Below are 12,566 nucleotides of genomic sequence, written 5' to 3'. Positions count from 1 at the left end.
CACTTGCCCCGGGACCGGCGCTCAGGCCGCGCCCAGCGCGCGTCTCACCATGGCCGCGAAGCGCGCCTGGTCCACGTCCAGCACGATGCGCGCATTGGCCGGATGGCCCAGGCGGCCGCCCCAGTCCACCACGGTGGCGCCGCGGGTAAGGCGGCCGTCCAGCTCCACCGCGACGTGGCGCTCCTCGCTGCGGGTGACGATGGAGGGGTCGATCGCCACTGCCATGGCGAGCGCGTCGGCCGCGATGATGCCGCGGCGCTTGCTGCTGGCATTGAAGGCGCGGGCGGTGCGGAACACCTGGCCGAAGAATTCGGCGCGATGGTCGCCGGCGGCCAGCCACTGGTCGAATTCCGCCTCGTCGAAGGCATGGCGCAGGGTGGCTTCCCAGTCGACCAGGTCGAACTGCGGGAAGGCCTCGAACACCACGTGAGCGGCTTCCGGATCGAAGCCGACGTTGAATTCCGCCGGAATGTTGCCGGTATTGCCATGCCCGGTGACCGCGCCGCCCATCACCACCAGGCGCTTCACGCGCTGCGGCAGGGTCGGGTCCAGGCGCAGCGCCAGGGCCACGTTGGTGAGCGGCGCCAGCGCCACCAGGGTCAGCTGGCCGGGGCGCTCGCGGGTGAGCCGCAGCAGGGCCAGGGCGGCCTGCTCCGCTTCGGCCGCCGCGGCCGGTTCGGCGAAGCCGACGTCGCCCAGGCCGTCCATGCCGTGCACGAAAGCGGCGTCTTCCTCCGGCCCGCGCACCAGCGGCGTGGGGCAGCCGGCAAACACCGGCACGCCGCCGCCGACCAGATCGACCAGCGTGCGCGCATTGCGCACGGTATGCCCCAGGCCCACATTGCCGGCGGCGATGCTCAGGCCGGCGATGTCGGCATGGGCATGGGCCATCAGGATCGCGAGCGCGTCATCCACGCCGGGGTCGGTGTCGATCAGGAGCTGGGGCTTGGTCATGGGCTTTCCTTCGGTTAGTCGGATAGCTTAAGACGGGGAACGGGGAGCAGGGAACGGGGACTTGCGCGGTTGCGCGAGGATGGATGTCGCGTTCCCCGTTCCCCGCTCACGCATGCGCATAGCGCGCCGCGCCGCCGATCCAGCGCTCGATCAGCCGCTCGGCCTGGGCGGCGTGGTGGCGCAGCATCTCGGCGCCCACTTCCTGCACCGCCGGCAGCAGGTGCGCGTCGCGGGAAAGGTCGGCGATGCGGAAGCTGAGCTGGCCGGTCTGGCGCGTGCCGAGCACTTCGCCGGGGCCGCGCAGTTCCAGGTCTTTCTCGGCGATGCGGAAGCCGTCGTTGGTGTCGCGCATCACCTGCAGGCGCTCCTTGGCCAGCATGCCCAGCGGCGGCTGGTACAGCAGCACGCAGTTGGAAGCCACCGCGCCGCGGCCCACGCGGCCGCGCAGCTGGTGCAGCTGGGCCAGGCCCAGCCGCTCGCTGTTCTCGATCACCATCAGGCTGGCATTGGGCACGTCCACGCCCACCTCGATCACCGTAGTGGCCACCAGCACGGCCAGCTCGCCGGCCTTGAACGCGTCCATTACCGCCTGCTTTTCCTTCGGCTTCATGCGGCCGTGGATCAGGCCTACCTTGCAGTCCTGCAGCGCTGCGGAGAGTTCCGCGTGCGCCACTTCGGCGGCCTGCGCGCGCAGCTGCTCGGTCTCCTCGATCAGGGTGCACACCCAGTACACCTGGCGCCCTTCGCGGCAGGCGGCATGGATGCGCTCGATCACGTCGATGCGGCGCGCGTTGGAAATGGCGATGGTCTGCACCGGCGTGCGGCCGGGCGGCAGTTCGTCGATGGAGGAGACGTCCAGGTCGGCGTACGCGCTCATCGCCAGGGTGCGCGGGATAGGCGTGGCGGTGAGCACCAGCTGGTGCGGCACCTGGTCGCCTTCCAGCCCCTTGTCGCGCAGCGACAGGCGCTGCTGCACGCCGAAGCGGTGCTGCTCGTCGACGATGACCAGGCCCAGTCGCGCGAACTCCACCCCCTCCTGCATCAGCGCATGCGTGCCGATCACCACCGGCGCGCCGGCGGCGACGCGCTCCAGCGCGCGCGTGCGCGCCTTGCCGGTGACCTTGCCGGCCAGCCATTCCACCTCGATGCCCAGCGGCTCCAGCCAATGCCTGAAGTTGCGCAGATGCTGCTCGGCCAGCAGCTCGGTGGGCGCCATCAGCGCCACCTGGCGGCCGGATTCCACCGCGGCCAGCGCGGCCAGCGCGGCGACCACGGTCTTGCCGCTGCCGACGTCGCCCTGCACCAGCCGCAGCATGGGATGCGTCCTGGCCATGTCCTTCGCTACCGCCTCGCTGACGCGCTGCTGCGCGCCGGTAAGCCGGAACGGCAGGCTCTGCAGCAGGCGCTCGCGCAGCACGCCGTCGCCGCCCAATGCCGGCGAGTGCCGCTGCTTCACCGCGGCGCGCATGCGCTTGAGGCTGAGGTGCTGGGTGAGCAGTTCCTCGAAAGCCAGGCGCTGCTGCGCGGGATGGCGGCTCTGGGTGAGCTCGCCCAGGTGCGCATCCGGCGGCGGGCGATGCACGTACAGCAGCGCTTCGCGCAGCGACGTGAGGCCGTGGCCGGCGCCGAGCGCAGGCGGAATCAGCTCCAGCTCGCGGTCGGGCGGCAGCAGCGCCAGCGCCTTGGCGATCACGCCGGCCAGGCGCCTGGTGCCCAGGCCTTCGGTGGTGGGATAGACCGGCGTGAGCCGCTCCTCCACCGCGGGCTCGGCCACGCCCTCCAGGCGCTGGTACTGCGGATGCACCATCTCCAGCCCCTGCGCGCCGTGGCGCACTTCGCCGTAGACCAGCAGCCGCACGCCGGGCCGCAGTTGCTCGGCCTGGGCGCGATGGAAATGGAAGAAGCGCAGCACCAGGGTTTCGCGCGAATCGTCGGTGATGGCGACCTTGAGCTGCGGCCGGTAGCGAAAACCGCGTTCCACCGCCTCCACCACGCCCTCCACCTGCGCCCGCTCGCCGACGTGCAGGTCGGCGATGGTGCTGATCTGGGTGCGGTCCTCGTAGCGCAGCGGCAGGTGGAACCACAGATCCTGCACGCGCTCCAGCCCCAGCTTGGCCAGCGTCGCCGCCAGCGCCGGACCGATGCCGGGCAGCGACGAGACCGGCGCGAGACCGGGAGCGATAGCGGTGGAAGCGGGTGCAGCTGACATTGCGGAAAGCCTAGCGGAGGCGTGCGCCGGCGCGTAGCGGCGATGGAGACCGCGCGTGTCGGCGCATGCCCCGCCGCCGGGTCAGTCGATCACCAGCACCGCGTCCACTTCCACCTCGGCGCCCTTGGGCAGGGCCGAGACCTGGATGGTGGAACGCGCCGGATACGGCGCCTGGAAATACTCGGCCATCACCGCATTGACCGTGGCGAAGTTGGCCAGGTCGGTGACGTAGATGCCCACGCGCACGATCGCCGACAGCGAACTGCCGGCCGCTTCGGCCACCGCCTTGAGGTTGTCGAACACGCGCCGCGTCTGCAGCGCGATATCGCCCTGGACCAGGTTGCCGGTGGCCGGATCCAGCGGGATCTGTCCGGAGAAGTACACGGTGTTGCCGGCACGCACGGCCTGCGAGTACGGGCCGATCGCGGCCGGCGCCTTGTCGGTGGAGATGATGCTGCGGGACATCGCGGGAACCTCGGGCGGGGAAAGCCCGAAGTGTAAAACGGAAATCCCGGTACCGGCCTAGAGCGGGTAGCGGTACGCGCCGCTCACCACGCCGGTGCGGCGCACGCGGCGGATCACGTCGGCCAGGTGCTTGCGGTTCTTCACTTCCAGCGCGAACAGCAAGGTGGCGGCGGCGCTGTCGCGCTCGACGTATTCCACGTTCTCGATATTCGAATTCGCCGCCGCGATGGCCGCGGCCACCGTGGCGAGCACGCCCGGCCGGTTGATGACCTCGATGCGCAGCTCGGCGCGGTAGTCGCCCTGCACGTCGCGGTCCCATTCGATGGCGACGCAGCGCTCCGGCGACTTGCGCAATTCCACCACGTTCGGGCATTCGATCCGGTGCACCACGATGCCCTTGCCGGTGGAGAGATAGCCGATGATCTCGTCGCCCGGCAGCGGGTGGCAGCAATTGCCGAAGCTGAGCACGCCGCGCTCGGCGCCGGTGATGCGGATCTTTTCCACCGCATGCTGGGCCGGCGCCGCACCGCCCTTCTGCTTGCCGCGCGCGGCCAGCAGCTGGCCGGCGACCACGTCGGGCATGCGGTTGCCCAGCGCGATGTCGGCGAGCAGTTCTTCCAGGCGCTTGAGCTTGGCGGCTTCGAGGAAACGGTCCAGCACGGCCACGGGAATGGCATCGAGGCTGGAGCCTTGCGCATCGAGCGCACGGTCGAGCATGCGGTGGCCGAAGTCGACGGCGTCTTCGTGCTGCAGATGCTTGAGGTACTGGCGAATGGCGGTGCGCGCCTTGCCGGTGACCACCGATTCCAGCCAGGCCGGGTTCGGCACCGCCGACGGCGCGGTGATGATTTCCACCAGCTGGCCCGATTCCAGCCGCGTGCGCAGCGGCAACAGCTTCTTGTCGACGCGCGCGGCCACCGCGTGGTCGCCGACGTCGGTATGCACCGCGTAGGCGAAGTCCAGCGCCGTGGCGTTGCGCGGCAGCGAGAGGATGTCGCCGCGCGGGGTGAACAGATAGACCTCGTCCGGGAACAGGTCGATCTTGACGTTCTCGATGAACTCGGACGACGACGCGGTGTTGGCCTGGCTGTCCGCCAGCGACGACAGCCACTCGCGCGCCCGCGCCTGCGCGCTGTTGGCGGGGCCGCTGTCGGTCTTGTAGGCCCAGTGCGCGGCCACGCCGCGTTCGGCCACGGAGTCCATCTCCGCGGTGCGGATCTGCACTTCGATCGGCGCGCCGAACGGCCCCAGCAGCACGGTGTGCAGCGACTGGTAGCCGTTGGCCTTGGGGATGGCGATGAAATCCTTGAAGCGGCGGTCCACCGGCTTGTACAGCGAGTGCACCGCGCCCAGCGCGACGTAGCAGCTCATCGCGGTGTCGACCACCACGCGGAAGCCGTAGACGTCCATCAGCTGGGCGAAGCTCTTGTGCTCGCTGCGCATCTTCGAATAGATGCTCCACGGCGACTTGATGCGGCCGAGCACGCGCGAGGCCAGGTGCTCGCCGGCCAGGCGCGAGGACAGCGCGGCCTCGATCTTGCCCATGGCCTCGCGGCGGTTGCCCAGCGCGGCGCGGATGCGCTCGCTGATCACGCGGTAGCGGTCCGGATGCAGGGCGCGGAAGCCCAGGTCCTGCAGCTCGGCCTTGAACTTGTTCATGCCCAGGCGCTGCGCGATCGGCGCGTAGATCTCCAGCGTTTCGCGCGCGATGCGGCGGCGCGACGCGGCATCCTTGGCGCCGAGCGTGCGCATGTTGTGCAGGCGGTCGGCGAGCTTGATCAGGATGACCCGCAGGTCGCGCGCCATCGCCAGCAGCATCTTGCGGAAGCTTTCGGCATCCGCTTCCTGGCGGCTGCTGAAGCGCATCTTGTCCAGCTTGGTGACGCCGTCGACCAGGTCCGCCACGGTCTCGCCGAATTCGCCGGCCAGCTCGGCGCGGCTCAGCGCGGTGTCTTCGAGCGTGTCGTGCAGGATCGCCGCGATGATGGTCTCGGCATCCAGGCCCAGTTCGGCCAGGATGCCGGCGACGGCCACCGGATGCGTGATGTACGGCTCGCCGCTTTTGCGCGCCTGGCCTTCATGCGCCTGCGCGCCGACCTCGTAGGCGCGCAGCACGCGCGCCACCTGCTCGGGCGGCAGGTAGGCGATGCGCTCCTTGAGCGCCAGTACGTAGGGGGGCAAGGACGACGTATCCACGGGATCGGGATGCGTAGTCGCGCTCACGGGGCGCTGGCCGCCGCTCAGGCAGCCACCTCGTGTCGCTGATCGGGGTGAAGCAAAGAGCCGGCTGGCTGGCGGCCGCGCGCCGCACCGGCGATGCCGGCGCGTGCGGGGCCAGGTTTACAGCCGGCGCCATCCATCAGTCGTCGCCGCCCTTGGAGAGGTCGTCGTCGACTTCGGCCGCGGCCCATTCCAGCGCCTCGCGCTCGGCGCGCTCGCGCTCGGCGCGGTCGATCTCGTCGATGGTGGCCTGGTCGATGCGGCGGTCGGCGATTTCGCGCAGGGCCACCACGGTCGGCTTGTCGTGATCGGGATTGACCGCCGGCTCGGCACCCTTGGCGAGCTGGCGGGCGCGCTTGGTCGCCATCAGCACCAGCTCGAAACGGTTGTCGACTACCTCGAGGCAGTCTTCCACGGTAATGCGTGCCATGTGAAATCCTTAGGGAATAAAGCGACTTATAGGTCGCCAGTGTAGCCAGGGGGCGCTTTCCTGGCAATGCAGCATGGACGTATCATGCGCGGTTCAGCCAGCCTGCAGCGCCAGCGGGCGAGACTCGCCCGCTGTACACAATATAAAAACCAGGCAGTACACTTAATCGTTGTCCCTCAAATCCGCAGCGGACAGGACCCCCGACGCCGATGTCTTCTTCGATCCGACTCTTCCTGCTGCGCCTGCTCCCCCTGGCCGCGATCGCCCTGCTGGCCGGCTGCAGCATCGCCAAGCCGCGCACGGACGATCCGCACGAGCAGTTCAACCGCAAGGTCTACGCCTTCAACGACTCGCTCGACCAGGCGGTGATCCGCCCGGTGGCCGTCGGCTACCGCAAGGTGACCAATCCGCCGGTGCGCCGCGCGGTCAGCGACTTCTTCACCAACATCAAGATGCCGATCACGGTCGCCAACGACCTGCTGCAGGCCCGGCCGCTGCAGGCCGCGCGCAGCACGGGGCGCTTCCTGGTGAACCTGACCCTGGGCGTGGGCGGCTTCTTCGACCCGGCCAGCCAGCTCGGCCTGCCGCTGGAAGACAACGATTTCGGCATCACCCTCGCCCGCTGGGGCGTGCCGGAGGGCGACTTCCTGATGCTGCCGTTCGTGGGCCCGACCACGGTGCGCGACGTGTGGCGCCTGCCGGTGGACAGCTACTTCTTCGACCCGCTCAGCTATTTCTCGCGCAACCACGAGTTCCACTACGGGCAGTACTACATCCCGCAGGTGCTGTACCTGGTCACCATCCGTTCGCGCGCGATCGACGCCGAGAGCTTCCTGAAGTCGGCCTACGACCCCTACGTGTTCCTGCGCGACGCCTACCGCCAGCAGCGCATCTACCAGATCTACGACGGCAACCCGCCGGCGGAAGTCATCGAGCAGATGCAGGGCCTGAAGGAAACCAACTTCGACCCGGACGAGCTGCTCAACGAGCAGCACCAGTGGGAACAGAAGCAGTCGCAGGAACCGCCCGCGGCGCAAAAGCCCAGCCAGAACTGAGCACACGAAAAAGGGGCCGCAAGGCCCCTTTCTCTTTGCCGCGTTGCCGGCGCGCCGGCTCAGCCGAGCAGCTGGTCCACTTCGCATACCGAGGCGAGCACGCGCATGCCCTCGGGCACGTTGCGCAACGCCAGCGGACGGCCGCTCTCCACCGCCCTGGCCAGCACCGCCAGCACGCAGGCCAGGCCGGCGCTGTCGCTCTGGCTGACGCCGGCCAGGTCGACCTGGCGGCAACCCCCGGCCGCTGCCGCGTCGATCGCGGCCAGCGCCTGCGCCGCCGTGGCGAAGGTCAGCGCGCCGGATACCTGCACGGCATCCGGCGCGGCGCGCGTCACCTGGAAGGCGGCGGCGCTCATCCCTGCTTGCCGTCCTTGTCCATCTGCTTGAGCGCGTCGGCGCCCTTGGTCTTCAGGTCGGAGATGAGGTTGTCCAGGCCGCCTTTCTTGATTTCGGCGTCGACCTGGTTGCGGTAGTTGGTGATGTACGAGATGCCTTCGATGATCACGTCGTAGGCCTTCCAGTCGCCTTCGCGCGACTTGCGGAACGCGTAGTCGACCGACACCGTCTTGCCGTCGTCCAGCACCACCTGGGTGCGCACCACGGTGCGCTTGTCATTGAGGTCGCCGCTGAACGGCAGCACCTTCACGCGGCCCTGGGTGTAGCTGAGCAGGCCTTCGGCGTAGCGGTGGGTGATCGAGTTGTAGAACGCGCGGGCGAATTCGGCGCGCTTCTCCGGCGTGGCTTCGCGGGCGTGCTGGCCGAGCACCAGGATCGAGGCGTAGTCGATGTCGAAGTGCGGCAGGAACACATCGTCGATCACCGAGATGAGCTTTTCCTTGTCCTTCTTCAGCTCGGCCTGGTGGCCGTCGATGGCCTTGCCCAGCTGGTCGACGATGGTCTGGGCGACCTGCTGGGGGGTCTGGGTGGAGGCCGGCGCCTGGGCGGCGGCCTGGGCGTGGACCGGGGCGGCAACGATGCCGGTGAATGCGATGGCGGTGGCGAGAGCCAGACTGCGCAGCATCATGGGGAAACTCCTGGGAAGTGGCGGCCGGCTCAGTGCTTGCCGGCCGGAGAGGAAGAGGAGGAAGCGGGGGCGCCGTCCGGTTTCTTGTCGCCCGAGCCGCTGACCAGGAACTTGCCGATCAGGTCTTCGAGCTGCAGGGCCGACTGGGTCAGAACCAGCTCGTCACCGTCCTTCAGCGCATCCGGCGAGCCGCCGGGCTGGATCGCAACGTACTGCGTGCCGATCAAACCGCTGGTGAATACCGCGGCCGCCGAATCGTCGGGAATCTGCGCGTATTTCTTGTCGATCGACAGCTCCACCAGGGCGTCCAGCTTGACCGGATCGGCCAGCACCGACTTGACGCTGCCGATCGCCACGCCGGCCATCTTCACCGGCGCGCCGGCGGAGAGCGCACCGACGTTGGTGAAGCGCGCCTTCACCGTGTAGCTGCCGCCGAGATTGTCGGCCGCGCCGCCGGCGCCGAAGAACTTGCCGAGCATTTCCTCCAGCTGCTGCGCCGGGCGCGTCAGCGCCAGGGTGCCGCCGTTGGCCAGCGGCTTGGCCGAGCTGCCGTACTGGATGCCCACGTACTGGTCGCCGAGCAGGCCGCTGGTGAAGATGGTCGCCACCGAATCGGTGGGGATCTTGTCGTAGCGCTGGTCGATGGCCAGCTTCACGTCGGCGGTTTCCTTGCCGGGATCGAGCACGATCGACTGCACCTGGCCGATGCGCACGCCCGCCACCTTCACCGGCGCGCGCTCCTTGAGCTGGCCGATGTTGGCGAAGTGCGCCTCGACGGTATAGCTCGGCCCGCGGCTGGTATTGGCCACCGAGGTGGTCTGCGTGGCGAGGTAACCGAGCGCGGCGAAGCCGAGCACGATGAACAGGCCGGTGCCGACGGCATAGGACGGTCTCTGGCTCACGGCACGATCCTCACAGGCGAATGGATGGTTGCAATAGTGATCTGCGTAGTCATGGGCATCACATCAGGAAGGCGGTGAGCACGAAGTCCAGCGCCAGGATGGCGATCGACGAAGCCACCACCGTGCGCGTCGTGGCATAGGCCACGCCCTCGCTGGTGGGCGGCGTGGTGTAGCCCTGGAACACGGCGATCAGCGACACCACGCCGCCGAACACCACGCTCTTCCACAGCACGCCGTTGAGCACGTCCTTCACCAGGTCGACGGTGGCGGTCATGTTCGACCAGAACGTGCCGTTGTCGATGCCCAGCCAGCTCACCCCGACCAGGTGGCCGCCGAAGATGCCCAGCGCGCAGAACACGCAGCACAGCAGCGGCATGGCGATCACGCCGGCGAGGAAACGCGGCACCGCCACGTAGGCGATCGGGTCCACCGCCATCATTTCCATGGCGGCGATCTGGTCGGTGGCGCGCATCAGGCCGATCTCGGCGGTGACCGAGGTACCCGCGCGGCCGGCGAACAGCAGCGCCGTGACCACCGGCCCCAGCTCGCGGTAGATGGCGATCGCCACCACCGTGCCGGTGGCCGAGGTGCCGCCGAAGATCGACAGCACGTCGTACAGCTGCAGCCCCAGCACCATGCCGACGAACAGGCCGCAGACCATGATGATGATCAGGCTCATCGCGCCGACGAACCACAGCTGCCGCACCGTCTCGCGCGCGTGGCGCAGGCTGCGCGGGATCGCCGCCAGGATCTGCAGCAGGAACAGCCCGCAGTCGCCGATCTGGGCCAGCGAGCGGGTGACGATGTTGTCGCGTGGCGCGCTCATGCGCCCCCCTTGAAGCCGAGCGACGCGGCGTAGTCGCCGGCCGGATACTGGAACGGCACCGGGCCGTCGGCCTCGCCGCCGAAGAACTGCCGCGTCCACGGCGAGCCGTCGTCGGCGATGGTTTTCGGATCGCCCTGCGCCACCACCTTGCCGTTGGCAATGAGGTAGACGTGGTCGGCCACCTGCTGCACCGCGGCCAGCTCGTGCGCCACCAGCACGCTGGTGATGCCCAAGGTCTGGTTGAGCGTGCGGATCAGCTTCAGCACCTGGTTCAGCGCGATGGGATCGAGGCCGACGAAGGGTTCGTCGTAGAGGATCAGCATCGGGTCGAACACGATCGCGCGCGCCAGCGCCACGCGCCGGGCCATGCCGCCGGAAAGCTCGGTCGGCATCAGCCTGGCCGCGCCGCGCAGGCCGACCGCCTGCAGTTTGGTCAGGACGATATTGCGGATCAGCACTTCCGGCAGTTCGGTGTGCTGGCGCAGCGGAAACGCCACGTTCTCGAACACGTCGAAGTCGGTGAGCAGGGCCGAGTTCTGGAACAGGTAGCCGATGCGCTCGCGCAGCTCGAACAGCTGCTCGCGGCGCAGCGCCGGCACGTTTTTGCCGTCCACCCACACCTCGCCCGACTGGCCGCGCATCTGGCCGGTGATGTGCTTGAGCAGGGTGGTCTTGCCGGTGCCGCTGGGACCCATGATGGCGGTGACCTTGCCGCGCGGGATATCCAGGTCCATCGCGTCGAAGATGGTCTTGCCGTTGAGCACCGTGGTCAGGCCACGGACGCGCACGATGGCGCTGTCGTCTGGCTTGGCACGAACGGAGTCGGTCATGGGCGAAACTGCCAGGGGAAAGGCGCCCAAAGTAGCCGAAGACGGCCATGAAGGCTATGCGAGGCCGCGCCCCGCCTCGGTTTGATGGCTGCCGTTCAGGCGAGCCGCCGCGCCCGCCGTTATGCGAGCAACTCGGCGATCAGCGCCTCGTGCCGCCGCCATTGCAGCTCGCTGCGCTGGCGCACCGCCCGCACGATGGACTGCAGGTCGCCCAGCGCCTCGTCGAAGCTGTCGTTGACGATGATGTAGTCGAACTCGTGGGCATGCGCGATTTCCTCGCGCGAGTTGTGCAGCCGGCGCTCGATCACGTCCGCGCTGTCCGAGGCGCGCCCGCGCAGGCGCCGCTCCAGTTCCACCCGCGACGGCGGCAGGATGAACACGCTGACGCAGTCCGGCTTGGACTGGCGGATCTGCCGCGCGCCCTGCCAGTCGATCTCCAGCAGCACGTCGCGCCCCTGGCACAGCAGATCGGACACCGTGGTGCGCGAAGTGCCATACAGATTGCCGTGCACCTCGGCATGCTCCAGGAAGATCCCGTCGGCGATCTCGCGCTCGAATTCCGCGCGCTCGACGAAGTAGTAATGCCGCCCGTACTGCTCGCCCGGCCGCGGCGGCCGCGTGGTGTGCGAGATCGACAGCGAGATCGCCGGCTCGCGCTCCAGCAGCGCATTGACCAGGGTGGACTTGCCGGCGCCCGAAGGCGCGGCCACCACGAAAAGGGTGCCTTCCGGAATGCCGGCGGCGGTATCGCTCGCGCTCATTCGATGTTCTGCACCTGCTCGCGCATCTGCTCGATCAGCACCTTCAGCTCCACCGCCGCATTGGTGCTGCGCGAATCCACCGACTTGGAACCGAGCGTGTTCGCCTCGCGGTTGAATTCCTGCATGAGGAAATCCAGGCGGCGGCCGACCGGTTCCTTCAGGCCCAGCACGCGGCGCGCTTCGGCGATGTGCGTGGCGAGGCGGTCCAGTTCTTCGTCGACGTCGATGCGGGTGATCTGCAGCACCAGTTCCTGTTCCAGGCGGCCCGGATCGGCCGGCTGCTTGAGGTCCGCCAGGCGCTGCTCCAGGCGTGCGCGCAGGCCTTCGCGGATCTGCGGCATCCAGCCGCGCACGTCGCCGACGATGCGCTCGATGCTGTCCAGGCGCTCGCCCAGGATGGCGCCGAGCTTGGCGCCCTCGCGTTCGCGGGTGGCGGTGAGCGCCTCCAGCGCGTCGTCCAGCACGGCGACCAGGGCGGCCTGCAGCTGGTCCTGGTCCACCTCGGCCTGCTGCAGCACGCCGGGGAAGCGCAGCAGTTCGGTGAATTCGATCTGCAGGCGCGGGAAGCGCGCTTCCAGGTCCATCGACAGCTCCGACAGCTTGCCCAGCACCGCATGGTTCACCTGCAGCGCGTCGCCGCGGGCTTCGCCGCGCAGGCGCACGGTGAGGTCGACCTTGCCGCGCGACAGGCGGGCGGCGATGCGTTCGCGCAGGGTGCTCTCGAACACGCGCAGGTCGTCGGGCAGGCGCGGGCTGAGTTCCAGATAGCGGTGGTTGACCGTGCGCAGCTCGCAGCTGAGGGTGCCGACCGGACCGGTGGTCTCGGCGAAGGCGTAGGCAGTCATGCTGCGGATCATCGGAAAATCCCTATCTGCAGCCGCGGGCGGCCG

Annotated in this window: 13 protein-coding genes; 1 reads left to right on the top strand and 12 read right to left on the bottom strand. The window is 68.9% G+C overall.

Annotated features, from left to right (window positions below; genetic code table 11):
• Positions 1-21: 21 nt before the first annotated feature.
• From ISN75_RS02855 to rpoZ, 5 genes are all read right to left on the bottom strand, one after another.
• Positions 22-954, bottom strand: a complete 933-nt coding sequence (locus ISN75_RS02855; protein WP_343819453.1) for a nucleoside hydrolase — start codon at positions 952-954, stop codon at positions 22-24.
• A 106-nt stretch (positions 955-1,060) separates the two neighbouring features.
• Positions 1,061-3,163, bottom strand: a complete 2,103-nt coding sequence (recG, locus tag ISN75_RS02850; protein WP_343819454.1) for an ATP-dependent DNA helicase RecG — start codon at positions 3,161-3,163, stop codon at positions 1,061-1,063.
• 81 nt (positions 3,164-3,244) lie between these two features.
• The gene (locus ISN75_RS02845; protein ID WP_167252572.1) at positions 3,245-3,628 is read right to left on the bottom strand and encodes a RidA family protein; all 384 of its coding nucleotides are present in this window, start codon (positions 3,626-3,628) and stop codon (positions 3,245-3,247) included.
• Between the two features lie 57 nt (positions 3,629-3,685).
• Positions 3,686-5,851, bottom strand: coding sequence for a RelA/SpoT family protein (locus ISN75_RS02840; RefSeq protein WP_168648008.1), 2,166 nt, complete (start codon positions 5,849-5,851; stop codon positions 3,686-3,688).
• 136 nt (positions 5,852-5,987) lie between these two features.
• Complete coding sequence (gene rpoZ / locus ISN75_RS02835) at positions 5,988-6,278, bottom strand: DNA-directed RNA polymerase subunit omega (protein ID WP_026633813.1); 291 nt, start codon at positions 6,276-6,278, stop codon at positions 5,988-5,990.
• A gap of 209 nt (positions 6,279-6,487) precedes the next feature.
• Here rpoZ and ISN75_RS02830 point away from each other — a divergent pair, with 209 nt between their 5' ends.
• On the top strand, positions 6,488-7,333 hold the full coding sequence (locus ISN75_RS02830) for an MlaA family lipoprotein (RefSeq protein ID WP_167252574.1): 846 nt from the start codon (positions 6,488-6,490) through the stop codon (positions 7,331-7,333).
• A 59-nt stretch (positions 7,334-7,392) separates the two neighbouring features.
• On the opposite strand, the gene ISN75_RS02825 is transcribed toward ISN75_RS02830, so the two are convergent.
• The 7 genes from ISN75_RS02825 to ISN75_RS02795 form a co-directional block, all read right to left on the bottom strand.
• On the bottom strand, positions 7,393-7,689 hold the full coding sequence (locus tag ISN75_RS02825) for an STAS domain-containing protein (RefSeq protein WP_343819457.1): 297 nt from the start codon (positions 7,687-7,689) through the stop codon (positions 7,393-7,395).
• Entirely contained in the window at positions 7,686-8,354 is a 669-nt protein-coding gene (locus ISN75_RS02820) for an MlaC/ttg2D family ABC transporter substrate-binding protein (protein WP_167252755.1), read from the bottom strand. The genes ISN75_RS02825 and ISN75_RS02820 overlap by 4 nt, the downstream gene beginning before the upstream one ends.
• 32 nt (positions 8,355-8,386) lie before the next feature.
• Entirely contained in the window at positions 8,387-9,259 is an 873-nt protein-coding gene (gene mlaD / locus ISN75_RS02815) for an outer membrane lipid asymmetry maintenance protein MlaD (RefSeq protein WP_167252576.1), read from the bottom strand.
• Between the two features lie 58 nt (positions 9,260-9,317).
• A complete protein-coding gene (gene mlaE / locus ISN75_RS02810; protein WP_167252577.1) occupies positions 9,318-10,085 on the bottom strand; it encodes a lipid asymmetry maintenance ABC transporter permease subunit MlaE in 768 nt (255 codons plus the stop codon).
• Entirely contained in the window at positions 10,082-10,915 is an 834-nt protein-coding gene (locus ISN75_RS02805; RefSeq protein ID WP_343819459.1) for an ABC transporter ATP-binding protein, read from the bottom strand. The genes mlaE and ISN75_RS02805 overlap by 4 nt, the downstream gene beginning before the upstream one ends.
• 119 nt (positions 10,916-11,034) lie before the next feature.
• A complete protein-coding gene (gmk, locus tag ISN75_RS02800) occupies positions 11,035-11,676 on the bottom strand; it encodes a guanylate kinase (RefSeq protein ID WP_167252579.1) in 642 nt (213 codons plus the stop codon).
• Positions 11,673-12,533: a YicC/YloC family endoribonuclease gene (locus ISN75_RS02795; protein ID WP_167252580.1), complete on the bottom strand. Its 861-nt coding sequence runs from the start codon at positions 12,531-12,533 to the stop codon at positions 11,673-11,675. Before ISN75_RS02795 ends, gmk begins: the two co-directional genes overlap by 4 nt.
• Between the last annotated feature and the right edge of the window lie 33 nt (positions 12,534-12,566).

It is taken from the genome of Dyella marensis (assembly GCF_049532885.1).
Lineage (GTDB): Bacteria > Pseudomonadota > Gammaproteobacteria > Xanthomonadales > Rhodanobacteraceae > Dyella_D > Dyella_D marensis.
This window is presented reverse-complemented; position numbering and strand designations above follow the sequence as displayed.